This window comes from Bacillus sp. FJAT-27245 (genome assembly GCF_001273955.1).
Classification (GTDB): domain Bacteria; phylum Bacillota; class Bacilli; order Bacillales; family Cytobacillaceae; genus Bacillus_D.
Window position 1 is genome coordinate 1,911,112 of the sequence record NZ_LIGI01000001.1, and the last position, 18,804, is coordinate 1,929,915.

Annotated in this window: 22 protein-coding genes; 13 read left to right on the forward strand and 9 right to left on the reverse strand. The window is 46.4% G+C overall.

The genetic code is table 11. The features are described from left to right. Positions 1 to 247: 247 nt before the first annotated feature. The 5 genes from ADU24_RS09165 to qoxA all read right to left on the reverse strand — a co-directional run bounded on the left by ADU24_RS09165 (position 248) and on the right by qoxA (position 5,336). Positions 248 to 604, reverse strand: a complete 357-nt coding sequence (locus ADU24_RS09165) for a hypothetical protein (protein ID WP_053366340.1) — start codon at positions 602 to 604, stop codon at positions 248 to 250. A gap of 860 nt (positions 605 to 1,464) precedes the next feature. After that, positions 1,465 to 1,767, reverse strand: coding sequence for a cytochrome aa3 quinol oxidase subunit IV (gene qoxD, locus ADU24_RS09175; RefSeq protein ID WP_053366342.1), 303 nt, complete (start codon positions 1,765 to 1,767; stop codon positions 1,465 to 1,467). Further along, positions 1,768 to 2,373: a cytochrome aa3 quinol oxidase subunit III gene (gene qoxC, locus ADU24_RS09180; protein ID WP_053366343.1), complete on the reverse strand. Its 606-nt coding sequence runs from the start codon at positions 2,371 to 2,373 to the stop codon at positions 1,768 to 1,770. It lies immediately after the preceding gene. Continuing rightward, positions 2,363 to 4,339 carry a cytochrome aa3 quinol oxidase subunit I gene (qoxB, locus tag ADU24_RS09185; RefSeq protein WP_053366344.1) on the reverse strand — a complete coding sequence of 659 codons (1,977 nt, stop codon included), beginning with the start codon at positions 4,337 to 4,339 and terminating at the stop codon, positions 2,363 to 2,365. The genes qoxC and qoxB overlap by 11 nt, the downstream gene beginning before the upstream one ends. Beyond that, the gene (gene qoxA, locus ADU24_RS09190) at positions 4,329 to 5,336 is read right to left on the reverse strand and encodes a cytochrome aa3 quinol oxidase subunit II (protein ID WP_053366345.1); all 1,008 of its coding nucleotides are present in this window, start codon (positions 5,334 to 5,336) and stop codon (positions 4,329 to 4,331) included. Before qoxA ends, qoxB begins: the two co-directional genes overlap by 11 nt. Positions 5,337 to 5,691: 355 nt before the next feature. On the opposite strand from qoxA, the gene ADU24_RS09195 reads away from it, so the two are divergent. The 4 genes from ADU24_RS09195 to ADU24_RS23300 all read left to right on the forward strand — a co-directional run bounded on the left by ADU24_RS09195 (position 5,692) and on the right by ADU24_RS23300 (position 8,237). Next, the gene (locus tag ADU24_RS09195; protein WP_053366346.1) at positions 5,692 to 6,543 is read left to right on the forward strand and encodes an STAS domain-containing protein; all 852 of its coding nucleotides are present in this window, start codon (positions 5,692 to 5,694) and stop codon (positions 6,541 to 6,543) included. A gap of 179 nt (positions 6,544 to 6,722) precedes the next feature. Then, the gene (locus ADU24_RS09200) at positions 6,723 to 7,562 is read left to right on the forward strand and encodes an EamA family transporter (RefSeq protein ID WP_053366347.1); all 840 of its coding nucleotides are present in this window, start codon (positions 6,723 to 6,725) and stop codon (positions 7,560 to 7,562) included. A 206-nt stretch (positions 7,563 to 7,768) separates the two neighbouring features. Then, positions 7,769 to 8,002: a chaperone NapD gene (locus ADU24_RS09205; protein ID WP_053366348.1), complete on the forward strand. Its 234-nt coding sequence runs from the start codon at positions 7,769 to 7,771 to the stop codon at positions 8,000 to 8,002. Positions 8,003 to 8,072: 70 nt separating this feature from the next. Beyond that, positions 8,073 to 8,237, forward strand: coding sequence for a hypothetical protein (locus ADU24_RS23300; protein ID WP_197277490.1), 165 nt, complete (start codon positions 8,073 to 8,075; stop codon positions 8,235 to 8,237). A gap of 35 nt (positions 8,238 to 8,272) precedes the next feature. On the opposite strand, the gene ADU24_RS09210 is transcribed toward ADU24_RS23300, so the two are convergent. Beyond that, positions 8,273 to 8,536, reverse strand: coding sequence for a phage holin family protein (locus ADU24_RS09210; RefSeq protein ID WP_053366349.1), 264 nt, complete (start codon positions 8,534 to 8,536; stop codon positions 8,273 to 8,275). Between the two features lie 189 nt (positions 8,537 to 8,725). Further along, positions 8,726 to 8,983, reverse strand: coding sequence for a phage holin family protein (locus ADU24_RS09215; RefSeq protein ID WP_053366350.1), 258 nt, complete (start codon positions 8,981 to 8,983; stop codon positions 8,726 to 8,728). A gap of 155 nt (positions 8,984 to 9,138) precedes the next feature. On the opposite strand from ADU24_RS09215, the gene ADU24_RS09220 reads away from it, so the two are divergent. From ADU24_RS09220 to ADU24_RS09255, 8 genes are all read left to right on the forward strand, one after another. Next, positions 9,139 to 10,278 carry an acyltransferase family protein gene (locus tag ADU24_RS09220; RefSeq protein ID WP_053366351.1) on the forward strand — a complete coding sequence of 380 codons (1,140 nt, stop codon included), beginning with the start codon at positions 9,139 to 9,141 and terminating at the stop codon, positions 10,276 to 10,278. A 100-nt stretch (positions 10,279 to 10,378) separates the two neighbouring features. After that, positions 10,379 to 10,711, forward strand: coding sequence for a hypothetical protein (locus tag ADU24_RS09225; RefSeq protein ID WP_053366352.1), 333 nt, complete (start codon positions 10,379 to 10,381; stop codon positions 10,709 to 10,711). Between the two features lie 205 nt (positions 10,712 to 10,916). Then, complete coding sequence (locus ADU24_RS09230; protein ID WP_053366353.1) at positions 10,917 to 11,135, forward strand: DUF1659 domain-containing protein; 219 nt, start codon at positions 10,917 to 10,919, stop codon at positions 11,133 to 11,135. Between the two features lie 37 nt (positions 11,136 to 11,172). Then, entirely contained in the window at positions 11,173 to 11,391 is a 219-nt protein-coding gene (locus ADU24_RS09235; protein ID WP_053366354.1) for a DUF2922 domain-containing protein, read from the forward strand. Positions 11,392 to 11,547: 156 nt separating this feature from the next. Continuing rightward, positions 11,548 to 11,691 carry a YvrJ family protein gene (locus tag ADU24_RS09240; RefSeq protein WP_053366355.1) on the forward strand — a complete coding sequence of 48 codons (144 nt, stop codon included), beginning with the start codon at positions 11,548 to 11,550 and terminating at the stop codon, positions 11,689 to 11,691. Positions 11,692 to 11,857: 166 nt separating this feature from the next. Further along, positions 11,858 to 12,058, forward strand: a complete 201-nt coding sequence (locus tag ADU24_RS09245) for a cold-shock protein (RefSeq protein ID WP_053366356.1) — start codon at positions 11,858 to 11,860, stop codon at positions 12,056 to 12,058. Positions 12,059 to 12,631: 573 nt separating this feature from the next. Further along, positions 12,632 to 13,780 carry an exonuclease SbcCD subunit D gene (locus tag ADU24_RS09250; protein ID WP_053366357.1) on the forward strand — a complete coding sequence of 383 codons (1,149 nt, stop codon included), beginning with the start codon at positions 12,632 to 12,634 and terminating at the stop codon, positions 13,778 to 13,780. Continuing rightward, positions 13,777 to 16,914, forward strand: coding sequence for an AAA family ATPase (locus ADU24_RS09255; protein ID WP_053366358.1), 3,138 nt, complete (start codon positions 13,777 to 13,779; stop codon positions 16,912 to 16,914). Before ADU24_RS09250 ends, ADU24_RS09255 begins: the two co-directional genes overlap by 4 nt. Positions 16,915 to 17,249: 335 nt before the next feature. Here the strand turns inward: ADU24_RS09255 and ADU24_RS09260 are convergent, their stop codons facing one another. Then, on the reverse strand, positions 17,250 to 17,726 hold the full coding sequence (locus ADU24_RS09260; RefSeq protein ID WP_053366359.1) for a GNAT family N-acetyltransferase: 477 nt from the start codon (positions 17,724 to 17,726) through the stop codon (positions 17,250 to 17,252). 138 nt (positions 17,727 to 17,864) lie between these two features. Here ADU24_RS09260 and ADU24_RS09265 point away from each other — a divergent pair, with 138 nt between their 5' ends. Next, complete coding sequence (locus ADU24_RS09265; RefSeq protein ID WP_053366360.1) at positions 17,865 to 18,176, forward strand: hypothetical protein; 312 nt, start codon at positions 17,865 to 17,867, stop codon at positions 18,174 to 18,176. Positions 18,177 to 18,237: 61 nt separating this feature from the next. Here ADU24_RS09265 and ADU24_RS09270 read toward each other — a convergent pair whose 3' ends face one another. Beyond that, entirely contained in the window at positions 18,238 to 18,750 is a 513-nt protein-coding gene (locus ADU24_RS09270) for a DUF3231 family protein (RefSeq protein ID WP_053366361.1), read from the reverse strand. Positions 18,751 to 18,804: the final 54 nt, after the last annotated feature.

The following is an 18,804-nucleotide window of genomic DNA, read 5'->3' on the forward strand; positions in this document are numbered from 1 at the left end:
AGGGGAGTGGCTTGTCGAAACGGTCTTTAGAAATGGATTCAAGTCCACTTCGAGGATAATCGCATCTTAAATAGTCTTTTTACAAGGGTATGCTAGTAAATTGTTCGTGGTTGTGGGTGGATGAGAACGGCTCGGAAATAATTATGACAACGAATACGGTTCTTTAATGTATGAATTTAATATTCATATATCTGCTGGATAAATAAAAAAGAACGGCGATATGCCGTTCCTGGATTCTTGAATTCTATTATTCTTGTGGAACCCCTGCGTATGTTCCATTGATAAACACATGGTATTCAACTTCTCCACTTGCATTAACAAAAGGAACCCCGATCATCACCAAAGCAGGAAAAGGATTAATAACCTCGACGGAATGCGCACCGTTCCAGCTGTACCCTTTGGACCACAGATCGGCTTTAACCTCCTTGAAAACCTGGCTGCTCAGCAGACCCGCTACACTTACATTTCTGTCCGCTCCGGAAATAGGAACCCAGGTATGGCAATCACAAGGTTCTTCCGCTGCCTGAACAGCATTCCCCGGTACAGCAAATACGCCAAATGCAAGTGCTCCGCTAAATAAAACTGCCAATAACTTTTTCTTCAATTTCATTCCTCCCTTTTTTTACTCCCTCTTCTTATTCTAGGAATCTTGGCAAAACCCTTCTTTTTTCGAGGAAAAAAGTGAGAAATTAAACAGAATATGTCAGAATGGTGAAATGGTTGTAAAAAAATTTCCCAAGTAAAGTTTTTGAAACATGTGAACATTTTGTGACAAAAGACTATTTATTCTGTTAATATAGAAAAAAGAGGAAGAAGAGGGTGGGGGAATGGGCCGGGTTTTAAAGTTCTTTTATCTGGCGCTTGGGATTTATTGTTCGGTGAGTTTCGTTGTGCTTTTGTTCAAGCATGAATATCAGCAAATGGTTTTGTCTTTTTTCTTGGCATTGTTCAATTTCGGACTTTATTCTCTATTTAAAAAGGAAGGCAGCGTTCCGCAGTTTCGGCTGATTAAAGGAGGGCGCAGATAGGGATATTCGTAGAAAGGTTTGAAGACAGTTTCAAAGATCGTTTCCGTTTGAAAGTGTCCTCATCAAGTGTATGAAGACAGGTTCGAGGTGGGTTTTCCATTGGAAGTGTCTTCATTAAGGGTATGAAGACAGTTTCGGAGTAATATTCCCGTTGAAGGTGTCTTCATTAAATGTATGAAGGCAGGTTCGGAATGGATTTTACTTTGAAAGTGTCTTCATTAAGGGTATGAAGGCAGTTTCTAAGCGAATAGTCCATTAAAAGTGTCTTCATCGATCTCGTAACATTTATTCATCCTGGATGAAGAGCTTTTCAAAAGAAGTTTCCCAACATTTGTTTCTTAATCCTGGAGAGGAACGGCAATTATAAATAAAACCCCGTTAGATGACAAAAGCAGGCGCCCCGGAGGGAAGCCTGCTTTTTTTTATAACAAAAGAATTATCCGTGGGAGTGGCCGGATGTGAGGACCCAGATGGATCCTGCGACGATGACGATGGCAAGGAAGAAAGCATAGATGATATTAATGACATTCGTCCTGCGGTCTTCGCCTTCCCTTAGGTGCATGAACATGAACAGCTGGATGGCTGCCTGCACGAATGCAAGCGTGCCGATAAATGTCATAATTGTCTTAGCTGGAAGGGAGGTCTTGAGTGCCACCCACGCTGCCCCGAGTGTCAGGACGAGCGACATGAGAAATCCAATGACATGGCTGATAGGAAAACGATTCGTATGTTGATTCATTTAGTTCACCAACCCTGCTAAATACACGAATGTAAAAATGAAAATCCAAACAACGTCAAGGAAGTGCCAGTACAAGCCGAAGATGAATGCTTTACGGGCTGTGATTGGCGTTAGGCCGCGTTTCATCAGCTGGATGATCAGCAGGATGGCCCAGCCGATACCAATTGTTACGTGAAGGCCATGCGTTCCAAGCAGGACGAAGAAGCTCGATAGGAACGCGCTTGTCTGCCAGGTTGCGCCTTCATGGACGTAATGGATGAATTCACGGACTTCCATGAACAGGAATCCTGCGCCGAGAAGGAGTGTCAGGATGAGCCAGAGGACCATGCCTTTCTTATTGCTCCGGCGCATTTCGTAAATTGAGATGCCCATTGTAAAGCTGCTTGCCAGCAACAGGAATGTTTGGATCAAGACATCCCTGACGATGAAAATGTCCTGCTGGGTCGGGCCGCCCGCATGGCGGTGGCCCAATACCCCGTATACACTGAATAGAGTTGCAAAGAGTACGATTTCAGCTCCAAGGAAGAGCCAGAAACCAAGGATGTTCATCCGGTTTTGTTCGGTTTGCAATTCAAGAGGCAATGCTGTGTTTGCATTAGCTGACATGGCTCTTCACTCCTTTGCTGTTTTTTCTCCACTTGCGTTCGGTTTCGATGATTTCGTCCTTATGGACATGGTAGCCTTCGTCATAGTCAAACGAACGGAAGGCAAGACCCGCAAATATGCCTAGTGCGGCAATTCCAGCGGCAATCGTCCATTCGAAGACGAGCAGGAAGCCTGCGATGCCGAAGATAACGCCCATGTAAATCGGAATCCAGGAATTCCCCGGCATGTGGATTTCCTCTACCTCTGAATCTTTCAAAGGCTGGATTTCATTGTTCTTTTTCATATGCCAGAAAGTATCAAGGCCTTTCACTTCAGGAATGCTGGCAAAATTGTAGTGCTGGACCGGTGTTGCAGTTGCCCATTCGAGCGTCCTTGCATCCCATGGGTCGTTGCCGACGTTCCGGTCCGCATGGCGCGCGCTGTAGTAAATGTTGTAGCAAAGCGCCGCGAAGCCTGCAGCCAGGATGAATGCGCCAATAGCGGATAGCATCATGAGCGGGCCGAAGCCTGTTTCCGGTGAATAGGTGTACGCGCGGCGTACAGCTCCGTCAAGGCCAAGGAAGAACATTGGCATGAATGTCAGGTTGAACCCGATGTTGAACAGCCAGAAATGCCATTTGCCGATTCGTTCGTTCAGCATGTAGCCGAACATTTTTGGCCACCAGTAATACAGCCCTGCGAAGATAGGGTACACAACCCCTGGAATCAATACGTAGTGGAAGTGCGCCACAAGGAACAATGTATTATGGTATTGGTAATCGGCTGCGGCCATTCCAAGCATAACGCCAGTTACCCCGCCAATCACGAATGTTGGTACGAATGCGAGAGACCACATCATCGGTGAAGTAAAGCTAATCCGGCCTTTTCTCATTGTGAATAGCCAGTTGAATATTTTAACTCCGGTCGGGATTGCGATTGCCATTGTCGTAATCGAGAAGATTGAGTTGGCTGCCGGGCTGTTGCCCATTGTATAGAAGTGGTGGACCCAGACGAGCATGCTCAATACGGAAATGACGATAATTGAACCGACCATTGATTTATAGCCATAAAGCGTTTTTCTCGCAAAAGTTGAAATGATGTCCGACAGCATTCCGAATGCCGGCAGGACAACGATGTAAACCTCCGGGTGGCCCCAAAGCCAGAAAAGGTTCGCCCAGAGCATGTCGATTCCGCCGCCGGAAACTGTGAAGAAGTGCGTTCCGAATACACGGTCGAATGTCATAAGTGCAAGGGCAACCGTAAAGATAGGGAAGCTTGCGGTAATGATGATCGATGTGATGAATGTTGTCCATGTGAACATCGGCATCCTTAACAATGTCATACCTTTTGTACGCATCTTCAGGATGGTGACAACAAAGTTAATACCAGTCATCAGCGTACCGGCCCCGGCGATCTGCAGGGAGACGGCATAAAAGTTGTTCCCGATTCCCGGGCTGAATTCCTTGCCGGCGAGCGGGAAGTAGGATGTCCAGCCGGCATCAGGCGAACCTCCGATCACAAAGCTCAGGTTGAAAAGCATCGCACCGCTGAATGTCAGCCAGAAGCTGAGCGCGTTCAGCTGCGGGAAGGCGACGTCCCTAGCACCAATCTGGAGAGGGACGGCAAAGTTCATAAGTCCGATCAAAAGCGGCATCGCAACGAACAAGATCATGATGACGCCGTGTGTCGTAAATACTTCATTATAGTGCTGCGCATTCAAAAACGAATTTTCCGGTACGGCTGTCTGGGCTCTCATCATCAAGCCGTCGACGCCGCCGCGGAAGAACATCAGGATCCCAACAAGGATGTACATAATCCCGATTTTCTTATGGTCAACCGTTGTGAGCCAGTTGGTCCATAGCCATTTCCATTTTTTAAAATAGGAAATGGCTGCCACTAGTCCGATACCAGTTAGGGCGATTGCAATTTGCGAGGCGAAGATCAGCGGATCACCTGTAACGAAAAACTTGCTCCAATCAATGCCCATGGTGCTCACCTCCGTGTGAATCTTCTGAATCGGAACCATCATGGTTGTGTCCCGATTCATTCGTTCCTGCATCTTTGTTTTTGTAGTTGTTCTCGTCTTCGAAAATTTTCCCTGGCCATCCATGTCCGCGGTCATACATTTCAGGGTTCAGATAGTTTTTCGAATTATGGTCGGAATGGTCAACCCATTCAAGATGGGTATTGGAGTACGTTTCCCGGCCAAGATGGGAAGGCTCAAGTTTTTTATAGTACTCTTTCTCCGTCAGCTTCGGTGCTGTTTCCTTTACTTCCTTCACCCATTTGTCGAAGTCTTCATGGGTCATGGCTTGTACTTCGAATTGCTGTTCGGCGAAGCCCTGGCCATTAAAGTTGGAATTCTTCCCGACGTAAGACCCTGGGTGGTCAGCAACAAGATAGAGCTGGGTTTCCGCATGGGCCATTGTGTATTTTTGTCCGCCAAGAGCTGGAATCCAGAAGCTGTTCATTGTTCCTGCCGAGGTCAATTTGAAATCGATCGGCCTGTCTTCAGGGATGTTCACATAGTTGACAGTCTCAATGCCCTGTTCAGGATAGCTGAAAATCCACTTCCAGTCGGCCGACGTCACTTTAATGACGAGCGGTTCCTTATTTTCATAGCCTTTAGGTATTTTTTCAGTCGCATAGATTGTTCTTACAGTCGGAATGGTCAATGCGATGATAATAATGATTGGGATAGCGGTCCAAATCGTTTCAAGGATTGCGCTCCCATGCTCCTCTGGTGGTTCATAGCCCATATTGTCCTTGCGTTCGCGGTACTTCCAGACAATATAGATGAACAGGGCAAACACTACCCCAACGACAAGAAGCATCAAGACAATCGAATAGTTGATTAATCCCGTGATTTCCCTGGCTACAGGTCCCTGCGGGTTAAAGACAACCATGTTGTTTTCACAGCCTCCCAAAATGGAAATGGTAAAAACAGAAAGCAAAAATACTATGATTCCCTTTACCTTGCTCACTTTTTCATCTCCTTTTCTAGTAAAACAATATGTTCAATTAATCACAAACTATATTCCGATTGTTCCATAAATATGGAACATTGAATATAAGCAGCTCCTTATTGTGACATTTATCACACTTAAAGGTCAACGCTATTTTAACATAAATATTTATGAAATTAATCATGGTAAATGTGAACAAAATATGAAAACAATAATTGTAAATTCATTCCCATTGATGCACTAGTTATGGAAAAATTATGCCTATTGTTAGCCGCAATAATAATGAAATGCGCACGCGGCAAAAATCGAATAATTTGTGAATCTTTCAGATTGCTTGTACCATAAAGGTAAAATATTTCTGTTGGAGGCATGTATGGAAAAGGACTTATATTTGCTTGGGAAAAAATTGGAGGAACGGAGATTTGAGATTGCCAAAAAAGTCCACGATATCAGGCTTTCGGAAGCAACATTTGAGCAAAGGCGGCTCCTGTCTTCCACGATAGATGAAGAGGAAATTATTAAGATTCGGGCAAATTTTATATCCCTTTTTGCCGAAACGCTCATTCACGGGCTGAGCAAGGAAGAAGCATACGCGAAAATAGAGCAATGGGGCAAGGAAACCGGGGAATTTACGTATAGCCTTGGCATCCCCCTAAATGAGGCGTTGAAAGATACGAGCTATTACCGGATGTTTATCATTGATGTGCTGGAAGAGGAAATTGAGAACCACAATATGGGCATCAAGACAGTGTTTGCTGTGTCGAGGAAAATTGATCCGCTTCTCGATCATGCCGTCTATTGCTTCAGCCTTACATATGTCCATTATTTTCAGAAAAATCTCGAATCCTCAAAAACAGCTTTTCTCGAGCTTTCAGTACCTGTTGTCCCGCTCATGAATGGAATCGCCATCCTGCCCCTGATCGGGAACATTGATACGGAAAGGGCGCAGCTGATCATGGAGGAATCGCTCCAGGAGGCTGTAAGGCTAAAGCTGACAACGCTCATTTTCGATCTTTCCGGTGTCATGATCGTCGACACAATGGTTGCCGACCAGTTGTTCAAGGTCATCGGTGCCCTCGAACTTCTCGGCGTCAAGTCGATGTTGACAGGGATCCGGCCGGAAATTGCCCAGACGGTCATCAAGATGGGCATCGATTTCAGGAATGTTGTCATTAAAGCCACCCTGCAGCAGGCGTTCGAAGAGATTGATCGTATGGAACAATAATGTAAAGCCGTTGCAGCTGGTTGAATTTTGGATAAACATATACGCCATTGTTTGCTGCCCATTACAAGCAACATAAATTTTTCACATTTTTGGAAAAAAGGCTCTCGCTTTTTCTCTGATAATTCACTATACTTAAAAAGTAATTTAGCAAGTACATAGTGTAAGAGAGAAGGCTTGGCATGTGGTTCTTGGCGGCAATCGTGACAACGGTTTGTTTCGGAGTCAATAACGCAATCTTCAAATGGAGTACCGGAAAAGGGTATTCAAAAGTTTCGCTGCAGTTTTTCTTTTATTTAACGGCATTTATCCTGTCGCTTGGGTATGGGTTTTCAGCCGGGGACTTAAATTTTTCTGCCATATCCGTCCTGCTCGGCGCGGCGATTGGAATCCTGAATGCAAACGGAAATATCCAAATGTCCAAGGCCTATGAGAAGGGGCCGGCGAGCCTGACTTCGCCGATTATCTCGTCCAATGCGGTATTTCCCGTCCTTTGCGCGGGACTCATTTTCGACGAACATATTAGCGCCATGCAGTGGGTCGGCATTCTGATTATCCTTTCATCTGTTGCAGCCATCCAATATACGCCGGCGAGGGGAAAAGAAAAGGCCGATTACTACGCCTGGATTTACCGGATTGCCCTGGCCATTTTATCGTTTGGCGCGCTTGGGATATTAATGAAGCTAGGATCCACGATGAGCTTCAGCTCTATCAGCATGCTTGTCGCGATGTACGGCGGCGGAAGCCTGTATTTATTGTTTTCCATCCTTGCCGGAAAGGAAACAGCCAGGAAACAGGAGATGAAAACGGGTGCGGTCGTTGGCCTGATAAGCGTTTTCGGATACAGCAGTTATTTTTTCGCCCTGAAAACCGGGGTCGCAAGCATCATCTTCCCGCTGATCAGCCTCAATTGTTTAATCGTCGTGTTCACGGGATGCGTCATCTTTAAAGAAAGAATCCGTGCCTATCAGCTCGTTGGTGTTCTTTCAGCGCTGTTAGGGATCGTCCTTATAAAAATGTGAGTTTAGAAGGCTTCCCGCCTAAGCGCGGGGAGCTTTTTTCTATAAGTATGATGTTAAAAGCCTCTTTTTGAAAAATAACCAATTCGCCACAACTTTATGAATGAAATGTTAACATATCAATTATTGACTATGAAGCAGCCTCTTCTTCCTTTACCATAAATATGGATAAGTTTCATTTTTACTTTTACGGGAAAGGGGGCGAGAGCATGGTCGTATCCGGCTATTACGTTGAAACAATCGAGGGCCAGGCTTTATCGGCAGCAATCGCGATAAGCAAAATCAAGGGCGTCGATGTACGCCACATTGAAGAAGACAAGAAAATCATGGTAACAATCGAAAGTGATACTCCCGGCCAAAACGAAACCATTTCCGATTCCCTTAAACATATAGAAGGTGTGTTAAGCACATCCGTTGTGTTCAGCAATTACAATGGAATATAGAGGTTCCGGTACAATGCATGTTTCCTGCGATTCCCGGGATACTAGGGGAAAAGGAACATGAGGTGTGCAGATGGTTAAATGGGATGAACAAGGAGCTCCGAACAATAATCTCTCCCCGAAAACAATCAGGAATTCGAAGCTTCTGGGCAAGGAAAAGGCTCCTGAGTTTTCCGAGGAACTGTCGGACGGCGGGGAGCGGAACCGGTTCATTGAAAACAGAAATCGAAAATCATAGAAAAAAGCGATGCCGCATGCATCGCTTTTTTTCTTTTAACGCCGGGCCTTAAGCCATTTGACCGTTTGTTTGTATAGTTGATGGATGAAGACGGCGATTGCGGCAACAATGATGGCGTTGGACACGGCTACAGATTTTAGCCCGAAAACAATAAGTGCGATGATTAAGGCGACAGCCAACAGGAGCCAAATGATCGCATGCCTTGGTACAGTTGATGAGTGCTTTAGGAAATACCCGATGATCCAAAGGATAGGGATCAGGTAGAAGAAGTGGGCATGAAGAAATTGTACGAGTGCCATATGTTTCACATCCTTTCACCACACCTTATGGCCCGGTTAAAAAAAGGATTGTACGTTACCCCAGTTGTAGATAATATTTTCGTTTACGATTGTGGTGGCTCCAATGAGGTGAAGGAAAGTTCCAAGTGTTGTGGCCACTTAATTGGGATGGGATTTATGCCAAAGTTAGCATTTTGTTTTTCATTTGTTTCAGGAATCAAGGCCTTCGAGCGATTGCTTCCACGCCTGATGCCCGAAAACAGCTGTCCCTGCCGCGATGATTCCATTTATTATGGCGTCAATATTGAAGCCAAACGCTATCCAGGCGAGAACAAGGGAAATACCAAACAGGAACCAAATAATCGACCAATCGGGAACCCGCGGTGTTTTCTTAAGCGCGAAGCCAATAATCCAAAGGACAGGCACAAGAAAATAATAATTTTGATTAAGAATTTGGATGAAATCCAAGACTTTTCACATCCTTTCAAATTACTATATGTCCTGTTTGAAAAAAGGTTTGTACCCTCTCCCGAGTTAAAAGAATATTTTCAAAGTTATTAAAGAAATGTAAAATAAAATGTGAGGGTTGGAAAAAAGAGGTTTTTTAGAGTGGGGGAGTTTGTTTGCCAAGGAAGTATGATTTGGACTGGCTGCGTGTGCTTGCAACATTTGCTGTATTTTCGTATCACATCTTAATGTTTTTCAACCCGTGGCCATGGCATGTGAAAAATTATGAAACCGGTTCAATGGGCGTGCTGATTGTCTCATTGGTGATTAGCACATGGATCATGCCATTGTTTTTTGCGATTTCAGGAATGACGGCGTCTATTTCTTTTCAGAAACGTCCGGTGAAAAAGTACATGAAAGAACGGCTAGCGAGGCTCGGTATCCCGCTTTTGTTCGGCGTAGTTGTCCTCACCCCTCCGCAGGTGTATGCGGAAAGGATCAGCCACCATCAATTTGAAGGAAGTTTTCTTTCTTTTATGGGCAATTATTTTAACGGGCCTTACCTTGATATTGGCGCGGAAGGGAATTTTGCGTTCGCCGGGCACCATCTCTGGTATTTGCTTGTATTGCTTTTTTTTACTCTTGGTACGTTGCCTCTTTTTAAAAGGATGCCAGCGAAGAGGGAAAAACGGATTGGAGCTGCCGGCCTGCTTATTGTGGCGATTTTGCCATTGATCGCGGCCGCATCGCTTGTCGATCTTGTAAATCTTGGTGGGTACGATATCACTTTTTATCTAATCATCTTTTTGTACGGCTATTATTATTTTTCAACAGATGAGTTTGTCGAAGTTACTGAACGATTTTTCGGGCTGAATTGTGTTGTTGCCTTTTCGGGGACGATTCTGTTTGTTCTATTGTATATGCAATCGTTTTATGGCGGCGGGATTTTGGAACGGCTGGCGTTCTGGGGAGCGAAATCCGTTAGCGGATATTTCATGATGATGGTGTTGTTTACGCTGGCGCGAAGGTATTTGACTCGGAAAAATAAATTCCTTGCCTACTGGAATGAGGCCTCGATGCCCTTTTACATCCTCCATCAGCCGATCATCGTCGGAATTGGCTTTTTCCTGGCCGATGTGGGCTGGAAAGTTGGCTTGAAACTGCCCGTGTTGGCGGCGGGAGCCTTCACGGTCATTGTCTGCCTGTACGAATTTGTTGTGAAACGAACCCATTTCCTGCGCCCGTTATTCGGCATAAAAGGGAAGCCTGCCGGAAAATTGTCGATTGTGCCAAGTGGCAGGGAGATTGGGAAATAATTGGCAGGAAGTCGTCTGTTATGTAAAATAAAGGTAGTGTCATAAATTATTGGAATTACCTTAAAATGCAAGAATAAATCAGATTTAAAGGGGGAGAAACGTGAAGAACAAGAAGATCGTCATTTTTCTGTTGGCGCTCGTCGTGGAGGCACTAATTTCATACGCGGTTGCCGCGAAATTTTCCGTGCGGTTTATCGAGGTTATGTTTTTCATCGGCCTCGTCTTTACGGCAGCCTCGTTTTACTTTTCGAGCAGTGGGGGCACGACGTCCGATTTTGGCAACCTGAATACGAGCGCCCAGACCGGCTTGATTCAAAAGCGGCAGGAGTTTGTGTTCAGGAGGGGACCGATTTTTACCGCCTCCGCTCTGTTTATGGCGATAGGACTCATTTTCTTTCTCTTATTACTAACCGGAAAAATCCCGCCTGCTTAATGGGTTATTTGCAGCATGGAAGAAGGCCTTGCCTGTATTTAACTAGAATAAAGTCGCCTTCATATGGCGCAAACCAATTTTCAGCCTGAAGGAACTCTCAGGCTTTTTTTATGTTTTTTTTTAAAAAAAGATGGGTTTTTCAAATCCACCATGTCCATTTCACCCTTCATCCACCTATATAAATGGTGAAAGGAGGTGATGGACAATGGCACTGGCACTTCTCGCTGATTCGAAACTGCGCCTCGTTTTTGAAACAGGCGTCAATGAAAAGGGCGAACCGATTTTTAAGTCGAAAACGTTCAACAATTTGAAGACGGAAGCGACTCCGGCCCAGATGTACCTTGCTGCATCGGCAATCGGGGCTCTATCCGCGGACCCATTGAGCGTGGTTGAACGAAACGACCGCACGGAAATCATCAGTTAATTTATCAAAAATTTAAACAGGCAGGAGGTGAATAAGGATGGCAAAATCATTGGAGCTAAGCTTTATGACGGAAGCCGGAAAGGTTTCGAGGCTCACAATCGATAACCCTAAGGAACCGATTGATCCCGCGGTTGTAAAACAATCGATGGAAAATATCATCGCGGCCGGCATTTTCATCACGCCAAACGGAAATTATACTGCTGTTGAAGGCGCGAGGGTAATCGAACGCAACGTGACCGATTACGAAATCGTTTAATAAGGAAGGAGCCGGTTACGTTATGGAGCCGGCTCCTTTTTTTAAAATATGGCCATCTAAAAAGGTGCAGCCTCTGGTGAGCCAAAAAGAAATTTAAAACGAACTTGGGTATAGGGAAGTTTAACTCGATAAAAAATAGGGAATGGAGGTAAGGAAATGGATCAGATTATCCCGATTATTAGTGAAGTCGGCTTTCCGATCGCGGTGACGCTATACCTGCTGTACCGGATTGAAACCCGCCTCGACCTGGTCGTCCAGTCGATCCAGGACTTGCCGGGAAGGTTGAGTGACCGGATGTAACGGTAAGTTCGGCGCTCCAAATCTTTACAGTACTGAAGGAATATGGTATAGTTGTTAATGCCGTTATACGGATTGGCGCTTCGAAAATTGGGTTTTCGCAGCAAGCCGAAGTCTGTTGGCGAAATTTACACTTGGCCGAACATGGCCACTAGGAGGATTTTGTTAGATGAAAAACGGTAAAGTTAAATGGTTCAACGCAGAAAAAGGTTTTGGCTTCATTGAGACAGAGGAAGGCAACGACGTATTCGTCCACTTCTCTGCAATCCAATCCGAAGGCTTCAAATCTCTTGAGGAAGGCGAAGAAGTTTCTTTCGAAATCGTTGAAGGAGCACGCGGCCCTCAAGCAGCCAACGTAACGAAATTATAATAGCCAGACCCGATAAAAAACAGCCAGGCCCAAGTGCCTGGCTGTTTTTCTATGAAAGGTTTGAAAAGCTCGAAAGGTACGTTTGTGAGTGTGTGGTATAATTTGGATGTGAAGTGCCGACTTATTCAAGTCCGACAGCTTTTTTAACATAAGAAGTGGATTAGTCTTTTACTGTCCGAATGAGGTGCTGCCGCTGCTGTTCGGTCGTTAACTCTTTTTTTAATGCCAAATGAAGTGCAGCCTGCTGCTGTTGGAGCGCTAAGTTTTCCTTTAGTTCCCGAATGATGTGCTATCCATTGCTGTTCGGGCGCTAAGTTTTTCTTTAGAGCCCGTAGGAATGCCAGAGATTCCAGTTTTACGGTCCAGCTAGCAGACTTGTTTTTTGCTTCTTTAATGCGAGAGCAGTATTTAAACTTGAGTGGGGGTTTTTCTTCTAGTATTTTTCGTACAAACGGTAGAAGATGCGATGCGACCACCACACCAACCAACGGTTACCTAATTTTGGTTTTGCCAACAGTGTGGAGCAGTGCCTTATAATAATAGATAACAAGAATAATGGAAGAGGTGGGAAACATGAAGTTTATACATACTGCTGATTGGCATCTTGGCAAATTGGTCCACGGTGTTTACATGACCGAACATCAGCGTGAAGTGCTCGAGCAATTCATTCACCTGGTGGAGGAGGAAAAGCCGGATGCCGTCGTGATTGCGGGGGATTTGTATGACCGCTCCGTACCGCCGGTTGATGCCGTCAATTTACTCGATGAAATTCTATTTAAACTGAATGTTGAACTGAAAACGCCGATTATTTCAATCGCCGGAAACCATGACAGCGCCGACCGCCTCTCGTTCGGGAGTTCATGGTACAGGCACAGCCATTTTTATTTGAGCGGAAAATTAAGTGATAGTTTTAAACCGGTACATATGAACGGCGTTAATTTTTATTTGCTGCCCTATGCGGAACCGGGGGCGGTCAAGGAACTGCTGGATGACCACTCGATACATACCCATCACGATGCGATGAAGGCGCTTATTGGTAGGATTGAAGAAGAACTGAATCCGAATGAGCCGAACGTGCTTGTCGGACATGCCTTTGTGACAGGCGGGGAAACATGCGAATCCGAACGGCTGTTATCAGTCGGTGCTTCCGGCAACGTAGGGGCCGAATTGTTTAAGCCATTTTCCTATACGGCGCTCGGCCATCTTCACAATCCAAACGCGATTCGCCATGAGACAATTAAGTATTCCGGCTCTCTATTAAAATATTCTTTTTCAGAAGCGAAGCATAAAAAGTCGGTTTCAATCATTGAGATGGAGCGCAACGGCACCTTCTCGATCCGCGAAAGGTCGCTTGCGGCTACGAAGGATATGCGCGAGCTCGAAGGCTATCTGGACGAGCTGCTCGACCCTTCATTTTTTGAAAAGCAAAAAAGTGATGATTACTTGAAAGTGACACTCCTTGATGAAGGGGCGATTCTCGACCCGATGGGCAAGCTCCGCCAGGTCTACCCGAATGTGATGCATCTTGAAAGAAAATCCGACCTCGCCGACCAAAAACGGAACAATGGATTTTCAATTGGCGACAGCAGGAAAAAGAAATCGGAACTCGAGTTATTCGAGCAATTTTACAAGGAGATGACAGCCCAGGAGTTCACCGACGAGAAAAAATCGGTTGTCTCAAGCGTTATCGAATCTGCTGTAAAGGAGGAATTGCCGGTATGAGGCCAATTACATTGACAATGCAGGCATTCGGTCCTTATGCAGGAAAGGAAACGATCCATTTCTCCACGCTTGGCAATAGGACGATGTTTGTCATTTCCGGTAAGACGGGATCAGGGAAAACAACAATTTTCGATGCGATTAGCTATGCGATTTATGGGAAGGCAAGCGGAGAGGACCGGACAGGCGCCGACTTGCGGAGCCAATTTGCGAAGGATGACGTCATTACGGAAGTGTCGCTCGAATTTTCGCTTCGGGACAAACGGTACTTCATTGTCCGCACGCCCCAGCAGGAAAGGCGGAAGGAACGCGGCGAAGGGACGAGGACGCTTCCTGCGACCGCCAGCCTGTACATGGTCGACGAACACGGCCGCCAGCAATTGCTCGCATCCAAAGTGACCGAGGTTGAGGAACGAATCAAGGAAATTATGCTCATCGACAGCAACCAGTTCCGGCAAATCCTGATGATTCCGCAGGGCGAATTCCGGAAATTGCTGACGTCCGACAGTAAAGACAAAGAAGTTATCCTGCAGCGTCTATTCCATACGCAAATCTACAAGCTCGTCGAGGAAAAACTGCGGACGGAAGCCCAGGATTTGAAAAAGAAAGTGGAAGACAGGATAGCGAAACGAAGCGACGAACTGAAACGGATCCAGGCATCCTTCAACGAAGAGTTGATTGAGCTCATGGAAGCCGGCAGCGTGAACGACAATCTCATTCTCCCGCTGCTTGCCGATGAAATTGCCGAGATGGCAGCGGAAATCGATGTGCTTACGGAAAGGGTATCCGCTAAACGGGATGAGCAGGACAAGCTGAAGCAGCACTATTTTGCGGCTGAAGCAACCCTTAAGCAATTCCGCGACAAGGAAGCCCTCGAAGCGAAGAAGCAATCGCTTGAAAGCCGGAAGGACCTTTTCCTCGAAAAAGAAAAACAGATTGTCCTTGCAAGGAAAGCGGCATTGCTCGCATCGCAGGAGGAACTTTGCCACCGTTTGAAAAAAGAAGTCGATGGCGCACGGGCTACCCTGTCCGGGCTTGAAGAAAACGTGAAACGGCTCATCGAATTGAAGGCAGCCAGGGAAAAGGAATATGAGAACGAGAAAAACCGCGAGCAGGAACGCCAGGACCTTTTGGAACAGGCAAACAGGCTGTTAAACATGAAGGACGATGTGCATTCCTTCGCGGATGTACAGGAGAAACTGTCGAAAACGGACACTTTGCTTGAACAGAAAAAATCCCGTCTCGTTGCTGTTGAATCGAAGGCAGCGGAGACCGAGCGCGAGGAAAAGGCGCTTCTTTTAAAAAAGGCGGAAATTGACGAGGCAAAAATCGCCAGGATTGAAAATGAGCGAAACCTTGAAAAAGTAGAGAATACCCTGGGATTGCTTGGCAAGCTGGAAGGGCTTAAGACCAGATTCCAGCAGGCATCCGCAGATCTTGAAAGAAAAAAGGCGGCCTTCGAGTCAGCGGAGAACGGTTTTCTTGAAGCAAGGCGCCATGTTGATCTTCTTGAAGAAAAATGGCTAAAAGGCCAGGCGTCAATTTTGGCGGCAACGCTTCAGCCAGGGGACCAATGCCCAGTATGCGGGTCTAACCATCACCCGGCCCCAGCCCATGGAACCGGCGGCGATATACCTGACGAGCAGGCACTTAGGCTTGCCAAGCAGCAGGCGTCCCTTCGTGAGCAGGAAAAGGTGAAAGCCGAAAGCGCCTATCTCGAAAGTAAATCGGCTGCATCGCGGCTGTCGGAGGATGTGGAAGCAGCGTCAGAAGAACTTGGCAAAAACGCGCCAAGCTTTATTGCTGATGGGGAAGAAGCGTTCCGTTCAGCGTTGCTTGCTGAAAAAACGGAAATGTTAAAAGCGAAGGACCGGATTGCGGCGATTCTCGCACAGGAATCGCATGTCGGAAAACTCTTGGGTGGTATTGAGGAAACCAGGTTAGCCCTTAAGAATGAGCAGGATGCATTAAGGGTGGAAATTGGTGACCTCTCCGTCCGGATTGCGGAGCTGAAGGCGCAATTTAACAGGATGCTTACAATTGTTCCGGAAGGCCTCCGCTCGGTACCTGTGTATGAAAAAACGCTTAACGATGTGAAAAGCCGCCACGAACAGCTTGTAAAGAAGCTTGAACAGGCGCAAAAACTCCTTCAGGAAGCGGTCGAAAAATTGGGTGCGGAATCGGCGCGGCTCGACGATGCACGACTTTATTTTTCGAAAAAGGAAAAGGAACTCGCCGAGGAACGGGAAAGCTTCAGGTCGCAAATGATTGCACGGGGCTTCGAAAATTACTCCGCTTATGAGAAGGCGAGATTGAAGGACGACGAAATTGCCCGGATTGAAGAGGATGTAAGGGCGTATAACGAAGATGTGAAAGTATGCACGGAGCTTTTGTCCGAGCTGAAAGGAAAGCTTGCAGGGGTGGAGCCGCCAAACCTGAATGCCCTTGCCGAAGCGCTTACGGCCATCGCGGCGGAAATCGACAGCCTCCAGAAGCGCGGAACGGACCTTTATTTAAAGAAAAACCAAAACGAGGAAATCCTGCAGCGCGCGGAAACTCTGAATCAGGAAATGAAGCAGCTTGAGGAACGTTACCGCATTGTCGGGGACCTTTCGGATATTGCGAGGGGCCAGAATTCGTATCGCCTCACCTTCGAGCGTTATGTTCTCGCTGCGTTCCTTGATGATATTTTACGGGAAGCGAATGGAAGGCTTTCAAAAATGACGTCCGGGCGTTTCCAGCTGCGAAGGAAAACGGACCGCTCGAAAGGAAACGTCCAAAGCGGCCTGGAACTGCTAGTATTCGACCAGTACACGTCGCAGGAGCGGCATGTAAAAACGCTCTCGGGCGGTGAAAGCTTCAAGGCGGCGTTGTCGCTCGCACTCGGGCTTGCGGATGTCGTGCAGGCTAATGCTGGCGGAGTGTCGCTTGAAACGATGTTCATCGATGAAGGCTTCGGCACGCTTGACCCGGAATCGCTCGAACAGGCAATCGACGCGCTCATCGACATCCAATCGAGCGGCAGGCTTGTCGGCATCATCTCCCATGTACCGGAACTGAAGGAACGGATTGACGCCCGGTTGGAAGTTATCTCAACGCAAACCGGAAGCAAAACTGAATTTGTGATAGGAGTTTAAAGCGGAGTAATATAATTGAAGACGGTTTTGTTAGGGTTTTGTCGTTGAAAGAGTCACTTAGTTCCAGTAAATTACAGGTGAAGACCGTTTCGAAGGGGAACTTGTCTCGAAACGGTCTTCATCGCCTTTATGAAGACCGTTTTGTCGGGGGTTTATTGTTGAAATAGTCTTCATGTTCCATTAAATTACAGATGAAGACCGTTTCAAAGAGTCTAAGGCCTCGAAACGGTCTTCATATAACGTAAACCTTGAAATGTCCTCGAGCGGGTCCTTTCCCATCCGGCGTTTCGTTCAATTGCCCTTAATAGCCAATTGGAATCTCCAGCATTCCCTTTTTAAACAGGGATAGATTCGAATTCCTGTATAGTCTTCCGTTCATCGATTGTTTCAGTATAATTTCCATTTGTGTACTGGCCGATTACTTTACGCCAAAAGGCCTTGGCCGGGTCGTTGGCTTCAATTTGTGTAATCCTCCACGTCCCCGGAAACATCGCAAAAATTTTCAAAGCAGCCTGCCTGCCGTATCCAAAGCCATTGTATTTTCGAATCACATGGAACTCCTCGATTGCATTTGGATTTCCTTCATGCCCTGTGGAAACAAGGGCGAACCCGATAAGCTCCTCCCCGAGTTTGATGAAAAATGGATGGTAGCCGGAATCCTCCCAATAAGCAGTTAAGTCAAAACGCTTATACGTTCCATCCGCTTCCAGGTTGATTTCGGGCTTCAACGCTGCAAACTCGTAAATATAAAATTGCATCAAATGATGGAGCGTTTCTTCCTCTTCTTTTTTTACTATAACAAGATTGATCATCTTTTTTCCCCCTCGCCGGTTGTAATTCGCCGGCCTGCCCAGAAATTCCTTCCTGGTTTGAACTTTTCCAAAAACGGCTATGTAGAAAGCAAACGAAACGATTCACATTCTGCTTCAACAATGAGAGGAGAATTCCATATGAAAATTGTATATGGACTAATGACAAACACAGGAAGCGGCAATGAATTCTTGTACGACCTGGGGGTTTGGGAAACGGAGGAATCCGCCAATGACTATCTGGCGAACAAGCTTCCGCACTCGACCGGAATCTGGGTTGAGAAGATTGAAATCAATGATGCGTCCCCGGAACATCTCATTCCGATAACTGAAAAAATGATCGAGTGCAGCCAGTGCGGAATCGAGTACAGTCCGGAAGATATCCATATTATCGAGGACCTTGAGGTTTGCCTCGAGTGCGAACCGGCCTTTAAGCAAAATATGACTGGCTGATACGGGAAATACGAAAAAGGATGGCGGCTGCCATCCTTTTTTTGACCGTGAAGTCCTTGCCTTACTCTTCAACAGGTTTTTGCATATGGAGCGGCGGCGGGATGAGCCAGCCTTTTTCCTTGTTCAGCCTCAAATACCGGGCGGCTTGCTGCGCCTTGGTCATATGGAATTCGCCGAACAGCATCGCAATGTCTTCCCTGATGCAATTTCCCATCGCGCCGCTGCACATCACCAGTCCTGCCGCGATATTTGCCGATGCCGCATAGGAAATCTCGTTGTCCATGAACCTTGCTCCGGGCGGGATGCTCTCCAAATCCGCCAGCGGCCTCTCAGGTGGGGTAGGAGGAAGCCCAATCCCGTTCTCTTTTAAAATATCCTCAACCCGCTTTTCCTCCTGCTGGCATGTCTGGATCGATTCCTCAATAAGGTTCCGTAAATCCTTGTCGCCAATATGGTTTAGAAACGTTTGGTAGGCAGCCTTCATAGCCTTGCTGCCGGCCACATAAGACCAAAGCGCATATACTTCACCGTAATGCAGCGGTTCTGATTGCGGATTCCCACTCAAAATTCCCATCGTAACACATCCTTTTGTAAAATTGTGTACGTCTACCCGCTTAGTGTCTTCTAA